The sequence below is a fragment of the Streptomyces sp. NPDC006134 genome, assembly GCF_040628835.1.
In the GTDB taxonomy this organism is placed as follows: domain Bacteria; phylum Actinomycetota; class Actinomycetes; order Streptomycetales; family Streptomycetaceae; genus Streptomyces.
Genome location: NZ_JBEXTV010000030.1, coordinates 1 through 21078 on the forward strand (window position 1 = coordinate 1; position 21078 = coordinate 21078).

17 protein-coding genes and 1 tRNA gene are annotated in these 21078 nt (G+C 67.9%); 11 read left to right on the forward strand and 7 right to left on the reverse strand.

The annotated features are described in order from the left end of the window. Positions 1 to 747 precede the first annotated feature (747 nt). From ABZ340_RS20455 to ABZ340_RS20475, 5 genes are all read left to right on the forward strand, one after another. Positions 748 to 1980, forward strand: coding sequence for a branched-chain amino acid ABC transporter substrate-binding protein (locus ABZ340_RS20455; RefSeq protein ID WP_358783204.1), 1233 nt, complete (start codon positions 748 to 750; stop codon positions 1978 to 1980). 112 nt (positions 1981 to 2092) lie between these two features. Continuing rightward, complete coding sequence (locus ABZ340_RS20460; RefSeq protein ID WP_358783205.1) at positions 2093 to 3025, forward strand: branched-chain amino acid ABC transporter permease; 933 nt, start codon at positions 2093 to 2095, stop codon at positions 3023 to 3025. Between the two features lie 5 nt (positions 3026 to 3030). Then, on the forward strand, positions 3031 to 4842 hold the full coding sequence (locus tag ABZ340_RS20465) for a branched-chain amino acid ABC transporter permease (protein WP_358783206.1): 1812 nt from the start codon (positions 3031 to 3033) through the stop codon (positions 4840 to 4842). 5 nt (positions 4843 to 4847) lie between these two features. After that, entirely contained in the window at positions 4848 to 5759 is a 912-nt protein-coding gene (locus ABZ340_RS20470) for an ABC transporter ATP-binding protein (RefSeq protein ID WP_358783207.1), read from the forward strand. Further along, entirely contained in the window at positions 5756 to 6472 is a 717-nt protein-coding gene (locus ABZ340_RS20475) for an ABC transporter ATP-binding protein (protein ID WP_358783208.1), read from the forward strand. Before ABZ340_RS20470 ends, ABZ340_RS20475 begins: the two co-directional genes overlap by 4 nt. A gap of 64 nt (positions 6473 to 6536) precedes the next feature. Here ABZ340_RS20475 and ABZ340_RS20480 read toward each other — a convergent pair whose 3' ends face one another. After that, positions 6537 to 7193, reverse strand: a complete 657-nt coding sequence (locus ABZ340_RS20480; protein WP_358783209.1) for a response regulator — start codon at positions 7191 to 7193, stop codon at positions 6537 to 6539. Positions 7194 to 7290: 97 nt separating this feature from the next. On the opposite strand from ABZ340_RS20480, the gene ABZ340_RS20485 reads away from it, so the two are divergent. Next, positions 7291 to 7374, forward strand: a tRNA-Leu gene (locus ABZ340_RS20485). A gap of 81 nt (positions 7375 to 7455) precedes the next feature. Continuing rightward, positions 7456 to 8235, forward strand: a complete 780-nt coding sequence (locus ABZ340_RS20490) for a helix-turn-helix domain-containing protein (protein WP_358783210.1) — start codon at positions 7456 to 7458, stop codon at positions 8233 to 8235. Between the two features lie 44 nt (positions 8236 to 8279). Here the strand turns inward: ABZ340_RS20490 and pyk are convergent, their stop codons facing one another. Continuing rightward, positions 8280 to 9707: a pyruvate kinase gene (gene pyk, locus ABZ340_RS20495; protein WP_358783211.1), complete on the reverse strand. Its 1428-nt coding sequence runs from the start codon at positions 9705 to 9707 to the stop codon at positions 8280 to 8282. 353 nt (positions 9708 to 10060) lie between these two features. On the opposite strand from pyk, the gene ABZ340_RS20500 reads away from it, so the two are divergent. After that, positions 10061 to 11872 carry a 5'-nucleotidase C-terminal domain-containing protein gene (locus tag ABZ340_RS20500; RefSeq protein WP_358783212.1) on the forward strand — a complete coding sequence of 604 codons (1812 nt, stop codon included), beginning with the start codon at positions 10061 to 10063 and terminating at the stop codon, positions 11870 to 11872. Between the two features lie 110 nt (positions 11873 to 11982). Here ABZ340_RS20500 and ABZ340_RS20505 read toward each other — a convergent pair whose 3' ends face one another. The 3 genes from ABZ340_RS20505 to ABZ340_RS20515 all read right to left on the reverse strand — a co-directional run bounded on the left by ABZ340_RS20505 (position 11983) and on the right by ABZ340_RS20515 (position 16796). After that, positions 11983 to 13413 (reverse strand): SidA/IucD/PvdA family monooxygenase, encoded by a 1431-nt coding sequence (locus tag ABZ340_RS20505; RefSeq protein ID WP_358783213.1) that lies wholly within the window; start codon positions 13411 to 13413, stop codon positions 11983 to 11985. Between the two features lie 384 nt (positions 13414 to 13797). Continuing rightward, positions 13798 to 16290, reverse strand: a complete 2493-nt coding sequence (gene pepN, locus ABZ340_RS20510; protein ID WP_358783214.1) for an aminopeptidase N — start codon at positions 16288 to 16290, stop codon at positions 13798 to 13800. Positions 16291 to 16445: 155 nt separating this feature from the next. Next, positions 16446 to 16796, reverse strand: a complete 351-nt coding sequence (locus ABZ340_RS20515) for a chorismate mutase (RefSeq protein WP_358783215.1) — start codon at positions 16794 to 16796, stop codon at positions 16446 to 16448. 238 nt (positions 16797 to 17034) lie between these two features. On the opposite strand from ABZ340_RS20515, the gene ABZ340_RS20520 reads away from it, so the two are divergent. Further along, complete coding sequence (locus tag ABZ340_RS20520) at positions 17035 to 17940, forward strand: hypothetical protein (RefSeq protein ID WP_358783216.1); 906 nt, start codon at positions 17035 to 17037, stop codon at positions 17938 to 17940. 69 nt (positions 17941 to 18009) lie between these two features. Here ABZ340_RS20520 and ABZ340_RS20525 read toward each other — a convergent pair whose 3' ends face one another. After that, a complete protein-coding gene (locus ABZ340_RS20525; protein WP_358783217.1) occupies positions 18010 to 18432 on the reverse strand; it encodes a MerR family transcriptional regulator in 423 nt (140 codons plus the stop codon). A 55-nt stretch (positions 18433 to 18487) separates the two neighbouring features. Here ABZ340_RS20525 and ABZ340_RS20530 point away from each other — a divergent pair, with 55 nt between their 5' ends. Beyond that, on the forward strand, positions 18488 to 19459 hold the full coding sequence (locus tag ABZ340_RS20530; protein ID WP_358783218.1) for an SDR family NAD(P)-dependent oxidoreductase: 972 nt from the start codon (positions 18488 to 18490) through the stop codon (positions 19457 to 19459). A 273-nt stretch (positions 19460 to 19732) separates the two neighbouring features. On the opposite strand, the gene ABZ340_RS20535 is transcribed toward ABZ340_RS20530, so the two are convergent. Next, positions 19733 to 20074: a MerR family transcriptional regulator gene (locus tag ABZ340_RS20535; RefSeq protein ID WP_358783219.1), complete on the reverse strand. Its 342-nt coding sequence runs from the start codon at positions 20072 to 20074 to the stop codon at positions 19733 to 19735. 59 nt (positions 20075 to 20133) lie between these two features. On the opposite strand from ABZ340_RS20535, the gene ABZ340_RS20540 reads away from it, so the two are divergent. Continuing rightward, positions 20134 to 21009 carry an aldo/keto reductase gene (locus tag ABZ340_RS20540; protein ID WP_358783220.1) on the forward strand — a complete coding sequence of 292 codons (876 nt, stop codon included), beginning with the start codon at positions 20134 to 20136 and terminating at the stop codon, positions 21007 to 21009. The last annotated feature ends 69 nt before the right edge of the window (positions 21010 to 21078 follow it).

Here is a 21078-nt window from a genome sequence, read left to right on the forward strand (position 1 = left end):
GGAGTGACAACTAATGACCACCACTGTTGAGCCGACCGCTGCGTCGGGCGTGGCCACCGGCCGCGTCGCGCGGGTCATCGGCCCGGTCGTCGACGCCGGGCCGCCCGTCACCACGCCCCAGACCGGCCGTCACCACGCCCCAGACCGGCCGTCACCACGCCCCGAACCGGCCGGCCCTGCGCCCCGAACCGGCCGGCCCTGCGCCGGTCTCTCGGCGCCTTCCGCACTCGCCCCGCCTTTCCGCACGGAGGCGGGGAATCCCCCCGCAAGATCATTTTCACCCTGCGCGCGACCGTGACGGAGTGCGCGAAAGTACCGCGGAATGCAGGACTCCCTTTCCTGAACGTAACCCTGTGTAATACGCGTGCAATACAAGTACACAGCCGCCCCCTCGGACCGCACCACGCACAGCACCTCTCCAACGCCCTACAGGTCGCCCGCAGCAACGAATCGCGTAATCACCAAAACGCCCCAGACGCCTGAACAACCCCCTGCGAATCCTGCGGGTTCTCGCCATCCGGACAGGGCGAATCGGCCCGAATTCCGCCCTTCTCCCCCGGCCGCACCGCTCTGCATTACGCCGTGTCATAACAAGAGCGTCACAGCCTCTTCCAGACTCTCCTCCACGTTCCCCACACCCGCTTAGAGTCACGGCCAGTCACCGCGCCGTCGGATTGTCACTTCCGCCCAGCGCTCGACTCGGCCGTTTCCACGGGGAAGCGACTGTGCCAGGGGAAAGGACTGATCGTGCGTCAACGTTCGCTCATCGCCCTCACCGCCACGCTGGCGGCAGGAGCACTCACCCTCACCGCCTGCGGCTCGCGCGACGACAACGGCGGCGGCTCGGACTCCGACAACGGCGGCACCAAGGTCGTCATCGGCGTCGACGCCCCGATGACCGGTGACCTGTCCGCGATGGGCCTCGGCATCAAGAACTCGGCGGACCTCGCCACCAAGATCGCCAACAAGAAGAAGTATGTCGACGGCGTCACCTTCGAGATACAAGCCCTGGACGACCAGGGCCAGCCGTCGGCCGGCCAGCAGAACGCCACCAAGTTCGTCGCGAACAAGGACATTCTCGGCGTCGTCGGCCCGCTGAACTCCTCCGTCGGCGAATCCATGCAGAAGGTCTTCGACGACGCCAAACTCGTCCAGGTCTCCCCGGCCAACACCGGCCCCTCCCTCACCCAGGGCCCCGACTGGCGCACCAAGAAGGTCCGCCCGTACAAGTCCTACTTCCGCACCGCCACCACCGACGCCGTCCAAGGCCCCTTCGCCGCCCAATACGTCTACAACGACTACAAGAAGAAGAAGGTCTTCGTCATCGACGACAAGAAGACCTACGGCGCCGGCCTCGCCGCCACCTTCACCGACGAGTTCAAGAAACTCGGCGGCAAAGTCGTCGGCACCGAACACATCAACCCCGACAGCAAGGACTTCTCCGCCGTCGCCACCAAGGTCAAGAACTCCGGCGCCGACGTCGTCTATTACGGCGGTGAATACCCGCAGGCAGGCCCCCTCAGCAAGCAGATCAAGGAAGCCGGAGCCAAGATTCCCCTCGTCGGCGGAGACGGCATCAAAGACCCCGCCTTCATCCAACTCGCCGGCCCCGCCAGCGAAGGCGACCTCGCCACCCTCGTCGGCGCCCCCGTCGAAGACATCGCCTCCGCCAAACAGTTCGTCACCGACTACAAAGCACAGGGCTACAAAGAGGACTACGCCGCATACGGCGGCTACTCCTACGACTCCGCCTGGGCCATCATCGAAGCCGTCAAAAAGGTCGTCGACGACAACGGCGGAAAACTCCCCTCCGACGCCCGCGCCAAGGTCACCGAAGCCATGCAGAACGTCTCCTTCGACGGAGTGACCGGCAAGGTCTCCTTCGACGAATACGGTGACGCCACCAACAAGCAGCTCACCGTCTACGCCGTCAAGAACGGCGAGTTCAGCGCCGTCAAGTCCGGCACCTACACCGGCTGATCACACCGCACCACAGCCCACCAGCCGCGCGGGGCGCTGTTCCACAAGCGCCCCGCGCGCACGCGCATCCGGCCACATTCGTCGAACATCCGAAAGTCTCGGAGGACATGCGGTGAACGAACTGCCGCAGCAGCTGGTCAACGGCCTGCTACTGGGATCCATGTACGGGCTGGTCGCCATCGGCTACACCATGGTCTACGGCATCGTCCAGCTCATCAACTTCGCCCACGGCGAGATCTTCATGACCGGAGCCTTCGGCGCCCTCACGGTCTACGTGTACATCCTGCCCGACGGCACCACCATGTGGATCGCCCTGCCACTCATGCTCCTCGGCGCCATCATCGTCGCCGTCACCGTCGCCGTCGGAGCGGAACGATTCGCCTACCGGCCCCTGCGCGGCGCACCCCGCCTCGCCCCCCTCATCACCGCCATCGGCCTCTCACTCGCCCTCCAACAAGCCGTATGGGCCTGGTACCCCGAAGCCAAATCCGCCCGCAGCTTCCCCCAAATCGACGGCGGCCCCTTCCACATCGGCAACGTCACCATCCAGACCGGCGACATCTTCCTCCTCATCGCCGCACCCATCAGCATGGCCGTCCTCGCCTACTTCGTCATGAAAACCCGCACCGGACGCGGCATGCAGGCCACCGCCCAAGACCCCGACACCGCCAAACTCATGGGCGTCAACACCGACCGCATCATCGTCATCGCCTTCGCCCTCGGCGCCGTCTTCGCCGCCGTCGGAGCCCTCGCCAACGGCCTCAAATACGGCCAGATCGACTTCCGCATGGGCTTCATCCTCGGCCTCAAAGCCTTCACCGCAGCCGTCCTCGGCGGCATCGGCAACATCTACGGCGCCATGATCGGCGGCATCGTCCTCGGCATCGCCGAAACCCTCGCCACCGCCTACATCGCCGACATCCCCGGCATGCACCAATTCGGCAGCCAATCCTGGGCCGACGTCTGGGCCTTCATCCTCCTCATCCTCGTACTGCTGCTCAGGCCCCAAGGCCTGCTCGGCGAACGCGTCGCGGACAGGGCGTGACACCGATGACCACACACACCACCCCACACAAGACCACCACCCCCACCACCGGCCTCATCCCCATACCCCCACACCTCGCACGCGCCCTCGCCACCGGCGGCGGACTCCTCACCACCCTGACCACCTTCCTCGCCTGGACCTGGACCACCGCCTTCCCCGGCAACCTCACCGTCTACGGCTACCCCGGCGGCCTCCAAGTCCTCGTCCTCACCAGCGGCGCCCTCACCACCCTCCTCGGACTCACCTCCTACAACATCAAAGGACTCCGCCGACTCACCCCCACCAACCCCGACCCAGCCCTCAGATTCGCCGCCCTCGCCACCTTCACCACCACCTGGTACACCCTCCTCGCCATCAGCTACCAACTCGGCGGCCTGATCAACCTCGAACCCGGCGGCTGGACCGCCGCCGCCACCACCCTCCTCACCCTCCTCGGCGCCCTCGCCCTCCCCTACCACAAACCACAGCCCGACCCCATCGACCCCGACAGCACCCCCTGGGAGCGCATCAGGCACCGCCTCGCCCACGCCGGACAGACCATCAAGGCCGCCTTCACCGCGCCCGCCCCACACCCGGCCCCCACCCTCCCCCCCTACGCCGAAATCCTGATCATCGCCGGGATCATGGCCCTCGCCCTGACCGTCTTCACCTACGGCATCGGCACCGAATACGACGAACTCTTCGTCGGCTTCCTCATCACCGCCGGCCTCGGCTTCGCCGCCCTCCACAAAGCCGGCCTCATCGCCCACGCCTCCCAGATCACCGCCCGCCACCAGAACATCACCATCTGCGGCGCCTTCACCGCCGCCGCCCTCTTCCCCTTCACCCAAACCGACGACCAATACGCCACCATCGGCGTCTACATCCTCATCTTCGCCACCGTCGCCCTCGGCCTGAACATCGTCGTCGGCCTCGCCGGCCTCCTCGACCTCGGATACGTCGCCTTCCTCGGCGTCGGCGCCTACGCCGCCTCACTCGTCTCCGGCTCCCCCAGCTCACCCCTCGACCTCCACCTCCCCTTCTGGGCCACCGTCCTCATCGGCGCCGCCGCCTCCCTCATCTTCGGCGTCCTCATCGGCGCCCCCACCCTCCGCCTCCGCGGCGACTACCTCGCCATCGTCACCCTCGGCTTCGGCGAAATCTTCCGCATCACCGTCAACAACCTCGACGGCACCTCCGGCCCCGACGTCACCAACGGCTCCAACGGCATCTCCTCCATCCCCAACCTCAAAATCCTCGGATGGGACCTCGGCGCCGAACACACCATCGCCGGATTCACCATCGGCCGATTCGCCAACTACTTCTTCCTCATGCTCCTCATCACCGCCATCGTCGTCCTCGTCTTCCGACGCAGCGGAGACTCCCGCATCGGCCGCGCCTGGGTCGCCATCCGCGAAGACGAAACCGCCGCCCTCGCCATGGGCATCAACGGCTTCCGCGTCAAACTCATCGCCTTCGCCGTCGGCGCCTCCCTCGCCGGCCTCGCCGGCACCGTCCAAGCACACGTCACCTACACCGTCACCCCCGAGCAATACCTCTTCGCCGGCACCATCCCACCCAACTCCGCCTTCCTCCTCGCCGCCGTCGTCCTCGGCGGCATGGGCACCATCGGCGGCCCCCTCATCGGCGCAGCCCTCCTCTTCCTCATCCCCAACAAACTCCAATTCCTCGGCGACTACCAACTCTTCGCCTTCGGACTCGCCCTCATCCTCCTCATGCGCTTCCGCCCCGAAGGCCTCATCCCCAACCGCCGCCGCCAACTCGAATTCCACGAAGAAGCCGACGCGCCCACAGTCCTCGGCAAGACAGGGGCCTGATCACCATGACCACCGACACCACCACCAAGGACACCCCGGGCACCACCCCCGCCCGCGACACCGTCCTCGACGCCCGCGGCGTCACCATGCGCTTCGGCGGACTCACCGCCGTACGAAACGTCAACCTCACCGTCAACAGCGGCGAAATCGTCGGACTCATCGGCCCCAACGGCGCCGGCAAAACCACCTTCTTCAACTGCCTCACCGGCCTCTACACCCCCACCGAAGGCGAAGTCCGCTACAAAGGCCAAACCCTCCCACCCACACCATTCAAAGTCACCGCAGCCGGCATCGCCCGCACCTTCCAGAACATCCGCCTGTTCTCCAACATGACCGTCCTGGAAAACGTCCTCGTCGGCCGCCACACCCGCACCAAAGAAGGATTCTGGTCCGCCATCCTGCGCGGCCCCGCCTTCCACAGAGCAGAAGCCGCCTCACGCAAACGCGCCACCGAACTCCTCACCTTCGTCGGCCTCGCCCACAAAGCCGACCACCTCGCACGCAACCTCCCCTACGGCGAACAACGCAAACTCGAAATCGCCCGCGCCCTCGCCAGCGAACCCGGCCTCCTCCTCCTCGACGAACCCACCGCCGGAATGAACCCACAGGAGACCCGAGCCACCGAAGAACTCGTCTTCGCCATCCGCGACCAAGGCATCGCCGTCCTCGTCATCGAGCACGACATGCGCTTCATCTTCAACCTCTGCGACCGCGTCGCCGTCCTCGTCCAGGGCGAAAAACTCATCGAAGGCGACAGCACCACCGTCCAAGGCGACGAACGCGTCATCGCCGCCTACCTCGGCGAACCCTTCGACAACGCCCCCGGCGCCGAAGAACTCGCCGAAGTGGAAGCCGCCGAAGCACACGCCGCCACCACCCCGACGGACCCCGCGGCCACCAAGGAGAACGACCGATGACCGCCCTCCTCCACGTCGAGGACCTCCGCGTCGCCTACGGCAAGATCGAAGCAGTCAAAGGCATCTCCTTCACCGTCGACGCCGGACAAATCGTCACCCTCATCGGCACCAACGGCGCCGGAAAAACCACCACCCTGCGCACCCTCTCCGGCCTCCTCAAGCCCGTGAGCGGCCACATCAAATTCAACGGGAAATCCCTCAAGCGAATCCCCGCCCACCACATCGTCTCCCTCGGCCTCGCCCACTCCCCCGAAGGCCGCCACATCTTCCCCCGCATGACCATCGAGGACAACCTCCGCCTCGGCGCCTTCCTCCGCAACGACAAACCCGGCATCGAAAAAGACATCCAACGAGCCTACGACCTCTTCCCCATCCTCGGAGAACGCAGAAAACAAGCCGCAGGCACCCTCTCCGGCGGCGAACAACAAATGCTCGCCATGGGCCGCGCCCTCATGTCACAACCCAAACTGCTCATGCTCGACGAACCCTCCATGGGCCTCTCACCGATCATGATGCAAAAAATCATGGCCACCATCGCCGAACTCAAAACCCAAGGCACCACCATCCTCCTCGTCGAACAAAACGCCCAAGCCGCCCTCTCCCTCGCCGACCAAGGACACGTCATGGAAATCGGCAAAATCGTCCTCTCCGGAACCGGACAAGAACTCCTCCACGACGAATCCGTCCGCAAGGCATACCTCGGCGAAGACTAACCCCCCACAGACACACAAAAAGGCCCGCGCCCCCAACAGGACGCGGGCCTCCCCACAAACAACGTCAGCCCTTCGACGCCTTCTTCTCCTCGGCATCATCAATAACAGCCTGCGCCACCTGCTGCATCGACATCCGACGATCCATCGACGTCTTCTGAATCCACCGAAACGCCGCCGGCTCCGTCAACCCGTACTCCGTCTGCAGAATCGACTTCGCCCGGTCCACCAGCTTCCGCGTCTCCAGCCGCTGACTGAGGTCCGCGACCTCCTTCTCCAGCTCCTTCAACTCCGTGAACCGCGACACGGCCATCTCGATCGCCGGCACGACATCACTCTTGCTGAACGGCTTCACCAGGTACGCCATCGCCCCGGCATCCCGCGCCCGCTCCACCAGATCACGCTGCGAGAACGCCGTCAGCATCAACACCGGCGCGATACGCTCCTCCGCGATCTTCTCCGCCGCGGAGATACCGTCCAGCTTCGGCATCTTCACATCGAGAATCACCAGATCCGGCCGATGCTCGCGGGCCAGCTCCACGGCCTGCTCGCCGTCACCGGCCTCACCGACGACGGTGTAGCCCTCCTCCTCCAGCATCTCTTTGAGATCGAGCCGGATCAGGGCCTCGTCCTCGGCGATGACGACGCGGGTCGTCAGCGGAGGAACGTGCGACTTGTCGTCGTCGGGCACGTCTACGGGCTGGGGCGACTCGGGGGCGGTCACGTGGCGCTCCTTGTTCCGGGGCAGGCGGTACTGCTGACAAGAGCGTACCTAGCTGAAGTCGACATCGGTGACCGGGTACACTCCCAGCAGCACTACTGCCGGGTTGGCGGAACTGGCTTACGCGGATGTCTCAAACACATCTGTCCGAGAGGACATACGGGTTCGAATCCCGTACCCGGCACCGCTGAAGCGGAGGCTCACATTCGCGTGAACCTCCGCTTTTTGCTGCACAAAGCCACAAACAGTGACGCACAGTAGCCACATGGAGCAGCACAGCCCTTCGATCCGCGCACAGGCGATCGCACTTCTGCGGCAGGGGGTACCGAACCGCGTAGTCGCCGAGCAGCTGAATGTCCCCCGAGGAACGATCGGCTGGTGGCGCAGCGAAGACCGCCGACTACGCGGTGAGATCTACGAGCAACCCACGGACTGCCCCCGTTGCACGGGCCGCGACCTCCACGGTGCTGCCTACAGCTACCTGCTCGGCCTCTATCTCGGCGACGGCCACATCATCTCCAAGCGCAAGCAGCACCACCTCTCCATCTTCTGCAACGCCACACAGACCGGCCTGATCGATGCCGCCGAGCACGCCATGCGGCAAGTCATGTCGCTGCCCAGCGTGGGGCGACGGCACAAGCCGGGGTGCGTGGAGGTGAAGTCGTACACGAAACACTGGACGTGCCTCTTCCCCCAGCACGGCCCCGGCAAGAAGCACGAGCGGCCCATCGTGCTCGAACCCTGGCAGCAGGTGATCGTCGAGAACCATCCGTGGGAGTTCGTCCGGGGGCTCGTCCACTCCGACGGGTGCCGGATCACCAACTGGACGACCCGCCTCGTCAACGGCGAGCGCAAGCGCTACGAGTACCCCCGGTACTTCTTCACCAACAAGTCGGACGACATCCGGCGCCTCTACACCGACACCCTCGACCGGCTCGGCGTGCAGTGGACGTACTGCACCCGCGGCGGTGTCCCGTTCAACGTCTCCGTCGCGCGGAGGGCCTCCGTCGCGCTGATGGACGCCCACGTGGGGCCCAAACACTGAGGGGCCCCACTCGGAGGCCCCCGCGGTCCGTCACAGCCGGTCGTTCAGGGTTTCTCCCCGATGCGGTGGACCCGGACCAGGTTCGTCGTCCCCGATACGCCGGGCGGTGAGCCGGCCGTGATCACGACCAGGTCGCCCTCCTGGCAGTGGCCGTTCTCGGTGAGGAGGTCGTCGACCTGGTCGACCATCGCGTCCGTGGAGTCGACGTGCGGGCCGAGGAACGTCTCCACGCCCCAGGTCAGGCTGAGCTGGGAGCGGGTCGCCGGGTCGGGGGTGAAGGCGAGGAGGGGGATCGGGGAGCGGTAGCGGGAGAGGCGGCGGGCGGTGTCGCCGGACTGGGTGAAGGCGACGAGGTATTTCGCGCCGAGGAAGTCGCCCATTTCGGCTGCTGCTCTGGCGACCGCGCCGCCTTGGGTGCGTGGTTTGTTGTGTTCGGTGAGGGGTGGGAGGCCGTTGGCGAGCAGGTCTTCTTCTGCTGCTTCGATGATTTTGGCCATGGTTCTGGTTGTTTCGATCGGGTAGGTGCCCACGCTGGTTTCGCCGGAGAGCATGACCGCGTCGGTGCCGTCGATGACGGCGTTGGCGACGTCGCTGGCCTCGGCGCGGGTGGGGCGTGAGTTCTCGATCATTGAGTCGAGCATTTGGGTGGCGACGATTACTGGTTTGGCGTTGCGCCTGGCGAGTGTGATGGCGTGTTTTTGGACGAGGGGGACGTGTTCGAGGGGCATTTCGACGCCGAGGTCGCCGCGGGCGATCATGATGCCGTCGAAGGCGGCGATGATGTCGTCGAGGTGGTCGACGGCTTGGGGTTTTTCGATTTTGGCGATGACGGGGAGGCGGCGGCCTTCTTCGTCCATGATGCGGTGGACGTCTTCGATGTCGCGTCCGGTGCGGACGAAGGAGAGGGCGATGATGTCGAAGCCGGTGCGTAGGGCCCAGCGGAGGTCGGCTTCGTCTTTGTCGGAGAGGGTGGGGACGGAGAGGGCGGCGCCGGGGAGGTTGAGGCCTTTGTGGTCGGAGACGATGCCGCCTTCGAGGACGGTGGTGTGGATGTGGGGGCCGTCGATGTGGGTGATGCGCAGGGTGACTTTGCCGTCGTCGATGAGGATGCGTTCGCCGGGGGTGGTGTCGTTGGTGAGGCCGGGGTAGGTGGTGGGGCAGGTGTGGCGGTTGCCTTCGGTGTCTTGTTTGGTGGTGATGGTGAAGGTGTCGCCGGGTTCGAGGAGGATGGGTCCTTCGGTGAAGCGGCCGAGTCGGATTTTGGGGCCTTGGAGGTCGGCGAGGAGGCCGACGCTGTGGCCGGTTTCGTCGGTGGCTTTGCGTACGTGGTGGTAGCGCTCTTCGTGTTCGGTGTGGGTGCCGTGGCTGAGGTTGAAGCGGGCGATGTCCATTCCGGCGTCGATGAGTGTCTTGATCTGGTCGTATGTGTGGGTGGCGGGGCCAAGGGTGCAGACGATTTTTGCTCGGCGCATGGGGTGAGCCTATGACTTACCGGTGGGTAGAGAATTGGTCGGGCGTGACTGCTCAACGTCCTTTGGGTGAAGTGGTTTTGACAAGTGGTGAGTTGTGCGTCGCGGTGCTCTGATGAGCGTTATCCGGGGTGGTTTTCGGGCGTGTATTCGGTTGTTCGGTTTCCGTCGTGATCGGTTGAGTGCGGGGTTGATGGGGTGGTACGCCCCGCTGTGCCGGGGGTTGTGGGGGTGGAGGGGGCTGTCGGTCATCAGATCGCAACCTGGGGGGGGTGTTGTGGTCTGTCTGGACGGGCCAGAATCTACGCGCGTCACCGACGTGTGTCGTGACGCTCGTTCACCGAGGAGGGGCAGTCATGCCGTTGAACCGCCGGAAGTTTCTGAAGAGGTCCGCCGTGTCGGGTGCGGGAGTCGCGCTGGCCGGTGCGGTGGCGGCTCCGGCGGCCGGCGCCGCCGAGGGTGTCGAGGGGCGTGGGGGCCGCGGGCCGAAGCGGTACGCGCTGACGGTGATGGGGACGACCGATCTGCACGGGCACGTCTTCAACTGGGACTACTTCAAGGACGCGGAGTATTCCGACGCGCAGGGCAATGCTCAGGGTCTGGCCCGGATCTCGACGCTGGTGGACCAGGTCCGTGCGGAGAAGGGGCGGCAGAACACGCTGCTGCTGGACGCGGGGGACACGATCCAGGGGACGCCGCTGACGTATTACTACGCGAAGGTGGATCCGATCACGGCCGAGGGTGGGCCGGTGCATCCGATGGCGCAGGCGATGAACGCGATCGGGTATGACGCGGTGGCGCTGGGGAATCACGAGTTCAATTACGGCATCGAGACGCTGCGGAAGTTCGAGGAGCAGTGTCGTTTTCCGTTGCTGGGGGCGAACGCGGTCGATGCGAGGTCGTTGCGGCCGGCTTTTCCGCCGTATTTCATGAAGTCGTTCCGGGTGAAGGGTGCGCCGCCGGTGAAGGTGGCGGTGCTGGGGTTGACGAATCCGGGTATCGCGGTCTGGGACAAGGCGTATGTGCAGGGGAAGCTGGTGTTTCCGGGGTTGGAGGAGCAGGCGGCGAAGTGGGTGCCGAAGTTGAGGTCGATGGGTGCGGACGTGGTGGTGGTGTCCGCGCATTCGGGGACGTCGGGGACGTCGTCGTACGGTGATCAGTTGCCGTATGTGGAGAATGCGGCGGCGGATGTGGCGCGTCGGGTGCCGGGGATCGACGCGATTTTGGTGGGGCACGCGCATGCGGAGATCGAGGAGTTGCGGGTCGTCAACGAGGAAACGGGGAGGGAGGTCGTGCTGTCGGAGCCGTTGTGTTATGCCGAGCGGCTGACGTTGTTCGACTTCGGTCTGGTCTTCGAGCGGGGCCGGTGGCGGGTGGAGTCGGTGAGGGCGTCGCTGCGGAACACGAATGCGGTGGCCGATGATCCGCGGATCACGAGGTTGCTGGCGGACGAGCACGCGAAGGTGGTGGCGTACGTCAATCAGGTCGTGGGGACGGCGACGGCGGTGTTGACGACGGTGGAGGCGCGGTACAAGGACGCTCCGATCATCGATTTGATCAACAGGGTGCAGGAGGATGTGGTCCGTCAGGCGTTGGTGGGGACGGAGTATGCGTCGCTGCCGGTGTTGTCGCAGGCGTCGCCGTTCTCGCGTACGTCTGAGATTCCGGCGGGTGAGGTGACGATCCGGGATCTGTCGGGTCTGTATGTGTACGACAACACGCTGGTGGCGAAGGTGATGACGGGGGCGCAGGTCCGGGCGTATCTGGAGTATTCGGCGGAGTATTTCGTGCAGACGCCGGCCGGTGTGCCGGTGGATGTGGCGAAGTTGACGAATGCGAATGGCTGTCCGGATTACAACTACGATTATGTGTCGGGGTTGCGGTACGACATCGATATTGCGCGGCCGGCCGGTTCGCGGATTCGGGGTCTGACGTTCGGTGGTGTGCCGTTGGATGATGGGCAGCGGTTCGTGCTGGCGGTGAACAATTACCGGGCGAATGGTGGGGGTGCGTTTCCGCATGTGGCGTCGGCGCAGGAGGTGTGGTCGGAGTCGACGGAGATCCGTACGCGGATCGCGGAGTGGGTGACTGCGAGGGGTGTGCTGGATCCGGCGGACTTCGCGTCGGTGGGCTGGCGGTTGACGCGGGAGGGTGTGCCGGTGTTCTGAGTCGCCGGGTTGTTGCTCGCCGGTGGGCGGGTGGGGCGGTGGTCGTGTGGTGGTCGTGTCCGGCTGCCGTGTGGCCGCCGCCCGCTGTTTTTCTGTTGCTGGTTGCGGTTTTACCAGTGGTCGGCGAGGGGGGTGAGGGTGGGGGCCGGGTGGTGGGTGGGTGGGGTGTGGGGGTGGGGGTGGGGGTGGAGGCCGAAGGTGGTGAAGGCGGTGCGGGTGGGCAGGGGGTAGGGCTCTTTGCCGGTGAGGGTGTTGAGGATGGTGGCGCTGCGCCAGGCGGCGAGGCCGAGGTCGGGGGTGCCGATGCCGTGGGTGTGGGTTTCGGCGTTCTGGACGTAGATGTGGCAGCCGGTGGCGGTGATGGAGGGGTCGAGGACGAGGCGGAAGTGTTGGTCGATGCGGGGGCGTTCGCTGTTGTCGCGGCGGAGGTAGGGGTCGAGGCCGGCGAGGAGGTGGTCGAGGGGGCGTTGCCGGTAGCCGGTGGCGAGGATGACGGCGTCGGTGGTGAGGCGGGTGCGGGTGTTCTGCTGGGTGTGTTCGAGGTGGAGTTCGATTTTGGTGGTGGTGACGCGTCCGGCGGTGCGGACGTGGACGCCGGGGGTGAGGACGGTGTCGGGCCAGCCGCCGTGGAGGGTGCGGCGGTAGAGCTCGTCGTGGATGGTGGTGAGGGTGTCGGTGTCGATGCCTTTGTGGAGTTGCCATTGGGCGGGGACGAGGCGGTCGCGGACGGGTTCGGCGAGGGCGTGGAAGTAGCGGGTGTAGTCGGGGGTGAAGTGTTCGAGGCCGAGTTTGGAGTACTCCATGGGGGCGAAGGCCGCGGTGCGGCCGAGCCAGTGGAGTTTCTCGTGGCCGGGAGGTCGGTGGCGGAGGAGGTCGAGGAAGATTTCGGCGCCTGACTGGCCGGTGCCGACGATGGTGATGTGGCCGGCGGTGAGCAGGGTGTCGCGGTGGTGGAGGTAGTCGGCGGCGTGGATGACGGGGACGCCGGGGGCGGCGGCGAGGGGGGCGAGGGGTTCGGGGATGTGGGGTTCGGTGCCGATGCCGATGACGACGTTCTTGGTGTGGGTGCGGCCGTGGGTTTGGGTTTTTCCGTCGGTGTCGAGTCGGGTGTGGTCGATTTCGAAGACGTTGTGTTCGGGGTTCCAGCGGACGGCGTCGACGTGGTGGCCGAAGTGGAGGGTGGGGAGGTTTTCGGCGACCCAGCGGCAGTAGGCGTCGTATTCGGTGCGGTGGATGTGGAAGCGCTCGGCGAAGTAGAAGGGGAAGAGGCGTTCGCGGGTTTTGAGGTAGTTGAGGAAGGTCCAGGGGCTGGTGGGGTCGGCGAGGGTGACGAGGTCGGCGAGGAAGGGGACTTGGATGGTGGTGTCGTCGATGAGCAGGCCGGGGTGCCAGTGGAAGGCGGGGTTGTGGTCGTAGAAGGCGGTGTCGAGTTCGGTGAGGGGGTGGGCGAGGGCGGCGAGGGAGAGGTTGAAGGGGCCGATGCCGATGCCGACGAGGTCGTGGGGGGTGGTGGGTTGGTGGGGTGTGGGGTGGGGGGTCATCGGGGGGTGTGTCCTTCCGCGGGGGTGCGGGGTGCGGGGTGTGGGGGCCGTCGGGGCTGGGGGTCAGGGGTGGTGTGCTTGTGGGTGTTCTCCGGGGCGCGTGGCGGAAACGTGCGGTGAGGGGGTGGTTCCCAGCTTGTACGCGGGTGGGCGGGTGCACCCGGACAGCCCGGTGATCACAACCCGAAAGGGTGTACTGCTGTGCGGGGAGGGCGTGTTGGGGCTCTGTGGTCCCGGGGTGTGGGGGCTGCTTCCCTCGGGTGGGGGCGGTCGCGCGGAGGGCGGTGGGGGTGCCGTTTCCGGTGATGGGGCGTGGCCCCGGCTCCCCGCCCCCGGGGCTTGGGGGGCGGGTGACCTGGGCCTGGGGGGGGCTGGGGTGGGGTTTTACGCCTGGCGGACTCGCAGGGCCCGGGCCAGGTCGTCGAGCTGGTCGGCGAGTTTGCGGCGCAGGGCGGGGACGGGGTCGGCGTCGCGGAGGCATTGTTCGCCGAGGCGGAGGGTGTCGGGGTCGACGGCGTGGGCGGGGAAGGCCCAGCGGCCGGCGGCGTCGGCGATGGCGGGGCCGCGGCGGGCGGCGACGGCGACGGCGTCGGTGTAGTAGCGGGGGACGTAGGCGCGGACGAGGTCGGCCTGTTCGGGCTGCCAGAAGCCCTGGGCGGTGGCGGTGAAGAGGTAGTTGGACAGGTCGTCGCCGGTGAACATCGCGTCCCAGGCGCGGCGTTTGGCTTCGGGGTCGGGCAGGGCGGCGCGGCAGCGGGCGGCGCCTTCCTGTCCGGCGGCGCTGGGGTCCTGGACGAGTTCGGCGTCGATGACGTCGTCGTCGATGGCGCCGAGGACGGCGAGTCGGCCGAGGACGCGCCAGCGGAGTTCGGGGTCGAGTTCGGGGCCGCCGGGGACGGTGCCTTCGGAGAGCCAGGCGCTGATGGTGTCGGGCTGGGCGGCGACGTCGATGTAGTGGCGTACGGCGGTCAGGCGCAGTCCGGGGTGGTCGCCGTCCTCGGTGTGGCGCAGGAGGGCGCGGCACAGGTCGGTGAGGGTGGCCAGGGCGGCGGGTCGTTGTCCGGGGGTGAGGTAGCGGTCGGCGATGTGGGTGGTGGCGAAGGCGAGGACGCCTTGGACGAGGGCGATGTCGGTTTCGTGGGGGAGGTGGGTGCGGGCGGTGTCCAGGTAGGCGGTGGGTGCCAGTTCGCCGTCGCGGACGGCGTCGCGCAGGGCGTTCCAGACGACGGCGCGGGTGAGGGGGTCGGGCAGGCCGGAGAGGTGGGCGGTGATGGTGGTGGAGGAGTCGGGGTCGAAGCGGATCTTGGTGTAGGTGAGGTCGCCGTCGTTGAGGAGGAGCAGGGCGGGGCGTTTGCCGATGGGGCGGGGTTCGGTCTGGGGGATGTCGAGGTCGAGGCGTTCGCGCAGGATGAGGCCGCCCTCGTCGCCGAGGTCGCGGTCGTAGAGGCCGACGGCGATGCGGTGGGGGCGGTGGCCGGTGTGGGTGACGGTGAGGGTGCAGGTGCCGTCGGTGGTGGGGGTGAGGGTGGGGGTGAGGGTGTCGACGCCGGTGGTGCGCAGCCAGGCGTCGGCCCAGGCGTGGACGTCGCGGTCGGTGGCGGTGGCGAGGGAGTCGATGAAGTCGGCGAGGGTGGCGTTGGCGAATTTGTGGCGGGTGAAGTGGGTGTTGATGCCGGCGAGGAAGTCTTTTTCGCCGAGCCAGGTCACCAGTTGCCGGAGTGCGGAGGCGCCTTTGGCGTAGGAGATGCCGTCGAAGTTGAGGAGGGCGGAGGCGGTGTCCTCGACGTTCTCGGGGGCGACGGGGTGGGTGGTGGGGCGTTGGTCGGCGTCGTAGCCCCAGGCTTTGCGGGCGACGCCGAACTCGGTCCAGGGGCCGTTGAAGCGGGTGGCTTCGGCGGTGGTCTGGTAGCCCATGTACTCGGCGAAGGACTCGTTGAGCCAGATGTCGTCCCACCAGCGGAGGGTGACGAGGTCGCCGAACCACATGTGGGCCATTTCGTGGGCGATGACCATGGCGCGGGTCTGGCGTTCGGTGTCGGTGACGGCGGAGCGGTAGACGAATTCGTCGCGGAAGGTGACGAGGCCGGGGTTTTCCATGGCGCCGGCGTTGAATTCGGGGACGAACGCCTGGTCGTAGGAGTCGAAGGGGTAGGGCTCGTCGAATTTTTCGTGGTAGCGGTCGAAGCAGGCGCGGGTGACGTCGAGGATTTCGTCGGCGTCGGCGTCGAGGTGGGGGGCGAGGGAGCGGCGGCAGTGGATGCCGAAGGGCAGGCTGCGGTGTTCGGTGTGTACGGAGTGCCAGGGTCCGGCGGCGACGGCGACGAGGTAGGTGGAGATGCGGGGGGTGGTGGTGGCTTTCCAGGTGCCGTCGCCGGTGTGTTCGGTGATGCCGTTGGCGAGGACGGTCCAGTGGGCGGGGGCCTTGACGGTCAGGGTGAAGGCGGCTTTGAGGTCGGGCTGGTCGAAGGCGGCGAAGACGCGCTGGACGTCGTCCAGGAACATCTGGGTGTAGACGTAGGTCTCGCCGTCGGCGGGGTCGGTGAAGCGGTGCATGCCCTCGCCGGTGCGGGAGTAGCGCATGGTGGCGTCGGCGCGGAGTTCGTGGGTGCCGGGGGTGAGGTTCTTCAGTGGCAGCCGGTTGCCGTCCAGGGTCTGTGGGTCCAGGGGGTGTCCGTCGAGGGTGGCGGAGCGCAGCTCGGCGGGCTTGACTTCGACGAAGGTGTCCGTGGTGTCCTGTCCGTCGCGGACGGTGAACCGGATGGCGGTGCGGGAGTGGAAGGTTTCGTCGTCACCGGTCAGGTCGAGTTCGATCGTGTAGTGGTGGACGTCGAGGAGCTGGGCACGGGTCTGCGCTTCGTCGCGCGTCAGTACGGACATGCTGCTCATGCTGCCTGATCCGGTCGGCACGGCACAGGGGCGGACGGGGAACGCGGGCCGGGTCCGGTCTCGTCGGCGGGCGCCGCGTTCCCCGGGCGTGCGCCCCCTCGTGGGGGTGGTGGCGTCGTGTGGGGGTGGTGGCGTCGTGGGCGGGGTCAGCCGGTCGCGGGGGTCCGTCCGTTGCCGGTGTCCTCGGCGATGCGCTCGTGGTGGCGGATCACCTCGGCGATGATGAAGTTCAGGAACTTCTCGGCGAACGCCGGGTCGAGTTTGGCGCTCTCGGCGAGGGCGCGCAGGCGCTCGATCTGCCGGGCCTCGCGGGTGGGGTCGGCGGGCGGCAGCTGGTGGCGGGCTTTGAGGTGGCCGACCTGCTGGGTGCATTTGAAGCGTTCGGCGAGCATGTGGACGACGGCCGCGTCGATGTTGTCGATGCTGTCGCGCAGCCGCGCCAGTTCCTCGCGGACGGCGGGGTCGACGTCACCGGTACCGGTGTTGCTGGTGGTCATGGGGGGTCAGCCTACGGGCGCCCTGTCGGCCGCGCCGGGCCGTCTCATTCCTTGACGGTCTCGCCGGTCTCCTCGCTGCCTTCCCGTGGGGCGGTGGCGAAGTGTGGTGCGCCGGTCACGGCGCGGATCGGGCCGGGGGCGGCGGGGCGGTGCCGGCCGGCTTTCGTCCGGTGGGCGGGCCCCGGCCGCGTCCTGCTCGTACAGTGGAGTCGGGTTCAGGCGTCTTGGGGGTTCAGGCGTGGCGAACGGCGGACCGGTCGAGCACGGCTACCCGCATCTGGAGACGGTGCGGGCCGCCATCACCGCGCTGTACAAGCGGTTGTCGTACGACACGATCCGGACGTTCTCCACCAGTGTGGCCCCCGCCGACGTGGCCTTCTGCGACACCGACGACCTGTATCTGGGTGCGCAGCGGGTGGCCCGCGAGCTGGTGCGGCACTACCGGTTGCCGGATGCCCGGATGATCGTCGGCTTCCGTGGGATGACGCATGCGGCCAACGTCGAACTGGCCGCCGGCCCGGAGTACTTCGTCGAGCTGAACGACCGCTTCCGTACGCACCGGCGGGATATCGGCGCGGCCCTCGCGCACGAGGTGATGCACGTGTATCTGCACCGTCTCGGCCTGTCCTTCCCCGGCACGCGGGACAACGAGATCCTCACCGACACGGCGGCGACGTACCTGGGTGCGGGGTGGCTGCTGCTGGACGCGTACCGGGAGGACGCGGCGTCGTCGCAGAAGCTCGGTTATCTGACGCCGGAGGAGTTCGGTTACGTCCTGGCCAAGCGGGCGCTGGTCTTCCACGAGGATCCGTCGGTGTGGTTCACCAGTCCGCAGGCGTACACGGCGTACGTCAGGGGCAGGGAGCGGGCCCTGCGGGACGAGCAGCAGCCGCCGCTGACGGCGGCGGGCTGGGCGGGCCGCCGCCGCTATGCCCGGGATCGCCGTCGTGCGCAGGACCGTCACGCCGCCGGTCCGGGGGCGGACGTGGCGTACGCGTTCACCCCCGAGGGGCCCGACGGGCACGGTTCGCTGCGGGTGTCCTTTCCCTGTCCGACGTGTCAGCAGCGGATCAGGGTGCCGGTACGGGGGCGGGTGCGGGCGCGGTGTGCGCTGTGCCGGACGGTGTGGGAGTGCGACACCTAGGTGTCGCGGGTCAGGACGTTGTCGGCGGCATCGGCAGGTGGACGAGACGTGACCGTGTTCGTCCTTGTCTCAGACCGTCGGGTCCCAGAGGCCGCCGGCCTCGCCGCGGGCAAGGTGTTCGGCGTAGACGCCGACCTTCCAGGCGATGACCGAGCGGCACTCCTCCAGTGCCCGGATCTGTGCCTCGACGCGCCGCTGATGTGTGTCGAGGAGCTGCAGCCGTTCCGCCTCGTTGCCCGGGCCGTGCCGTACCAGTTCGGCGAACCGTTTGAGGTCGGCCAGCGGCATGCCGGATTCGCGCAGTCTGACGCAGATCAGCAGCCAGTCGACATCGGTGGTGGTGTATCGCCGCCGACCGCCCGCGGTGCGCTGGACCGGTCCGACCAGCAGGCCCTCGCGCTCGTAGAAGCGCAGCGCATGCACGCTGAGTCCGGTCCGCTCGGCCACCTCGCCGATGCTCAGCGGTTCCGCACGGGTTTCGACAGTCGCCATGCCGCCCAGCCTAGGACTTGATCTAGACCTCGCTCTAGTTCCTAACGTCGTCGGCATGACCATCACTGATCAGCAGCCGCTCGGTTCGCCCTTCTCCGGCACCAGTACCGCCGAGGACGTCATCGCCTGCCTCGACCTCTCCGGCACGACCGCCGTCGTGACCGGGGGCTACTCCGGACTCGGTCTGGAAACCACCCGGGTCCTGGCCGCCGCCGGGGCCCGGGTCATCGTTCCGGCACGCCGGCCAGGCCGCGCCCGCGCCGCTCTCGCGGATGTGGACGGTTGCGACGTCATCCCCATGGATCTGGCGGATCTCGGCAGCGTGCGCGCCGCCGCCGCACAGATCAATGACTCCCTCGACAGGCTCGACCTCCTCATGGCCGTCGCCGGCGTCATGGCCACCCCTGAGCGACGCGTCGGGCCCGGCTGGGAGGGCCAGCTCGCCATCAATCACTTCGGACACTCCGTCCTCGCCTGCGAGCTTTACCCGCTCCTGGCCGCCGCCGGCGGTGCGCGCGTCGTCGTCAACAGCTCCGCCGGGCACACCTTGACCGACATCCGCTGGCACGACCCGCACTTCCGTACCGGCTACGACAAGTGGCTGGCCTACGGTCAGGCCAAGACCGCCAACGCCCTGTTCGCCGTGCAGCTCGACGCCCTCGGGCGAGGCGACGGCGTCCGGGCGTTCGCCCTCCACCCGGGCAAGATCATCACTGGTCTCCAGCGAGAGATGACGCTCCAGGAGCAGATCGAACGCGGCTGGGTGGACGAGCACGGCACCGTGATCGGCGCCGGCTTCAAGACGCCCGCCCAGGGCGCCGCCACCGGCCTGTGGGCCGCCACCTCCCCGCTCCTCGACGGCCACGGCGGGCTCTACCTCGAGGACTGCGACGTCGCGCGTGTCTCCGCCCCCGACGAGCCCATGGACGACGGCGGTGTCCGCGCCTACGCCGTCGACCCCGACGCAGCCGCACGGCTGTGGGACCTGTCCGTCGCGGCGACCGGCGCCACCTTGGTCACGCGATGAGCCCGCGCTCTGCATGCGCCGGGCGACGGCCGCTGCGGCACTCGGCGCGGGACGGGAAGCCTTCGGCCTCATCGCGGCCGGCCCGGGCCGGCTCATCCGGCGATCCGCTGTCACCGGGGGCGGAGGGGCCCGGGTAGGGCTCACCGCAACGCACCTCTTACGCCCGCATCACGGCTCGAGAGCGGCATCACCGATGTCCAGCCCTCCTGCACCCGGGCACCCGGCGGCGCGGACGGGCCCGGGGGGACCGTTCGCGCCGCCCCGGCGGGCCGGTCAGTCGGCCGGGGCCAGCAGGCGGGTCAGCGACCGGCGGGAGTCCTGGAGGCGGGAGATGCGTTCCTCGATGCCGTGCAGCTGGTCGAGGAGGACCGGGGTCAGGCAGGGTTCGACCTCGGCGTCGCTGCCGCACACGCAGTCCAGGACCTCGCGGATCACGCGGGTGGGCAGGCCCGCGTCGAGCAGGGCGCGGATGCGGCGGACGGTCCGGGGCGCGTCGGCGTCGTAGACGCGCTGGCCGCCGGGGGTGCGTGCGGCGTCGAGCAGGCCCTGTTCCTCGTAGTAGCGCAGCAGCCGGACGCTGACTCCGGTCGCGCGGGACAGCTCCCCTATTCTCATGTGATCCCCCTCACATCGCCTTGAAGCTCACATCCATGTGAGCTCCTACGGTCGCAGACATGACGAACACGACGGACTCGACGATATTCCGGATCGGCGGCGACCTCGCCGTACGGCGGATCGGTTACGGCACGATGCGGCTGGCGGGTGCCCCGCACGAACGGGGCGGCATGACCGCTCCCATCTGGACGGCGCCCACCGACCGGGCGGAGTCGATCGCCCTGCTGCGCCGGGCCGTCGACCTCGGGGTGAACTTCTTCGACACCGCCGACGCCTACGCCCTGGGGGCCGGTGAGGAGCTGCTGGCCGAGGCCCTGCACCCCTACCGCGACGGTGTGGTGATCGCGACCAAGGCGGGGGTGGTGCGGCCGAGTCCCACGGAGTGGATCACGCACGGCCATCCCGCCTATCTGCGTCAGCAGGCCGAGCTGAGCCTGCGGCGGTTGCGTACCGACCGCATCGACCTGTTCCAGCTGCACCGCATCGACCCCGCCTACCCCCTCGCCGACCAGATCGGCGCGCTGCGGCAGCTGCAGGAGGAGGGCAAGATCCGGCACATCGGGCTGTCGGAGGTGACGGTGGAGGAGCTGACGGCGGCCTCGCGGATCGCGCCGGTCGCGAGCGTGCAGAACGTCTACAACCTGGCCGAGCGCGGCCACGATGCCGTGATCGACCACACCGCGGAGCGCGGGATCGCCTTCCTGCCGTACTTCCCGGTCGCGCGGGGCGAGCACGCGGCGGACGGCGGCCCGCTGGCGGCGGTCGCCGAGGAGGTGGGCGCCACCCGGTCCCAGGTCGCGCTGGCCTGGCTGCTGCACCGCGCCCCGAACGTGATCCCCATTCCGGGTACCTCCTCCCCCGCCCACCTGGCGGAGAACGTGGACGCCCTGCGGGTGTCCCTGACCGAGGAGCAGATCAAGCGCCTGACGGCCTGAATCCCCGGCCCGCCCCCGGCCCCGGCCCGCCCCGGCCCCGGGGCCGCTTCGGGGAACCGCCGGCCGCCG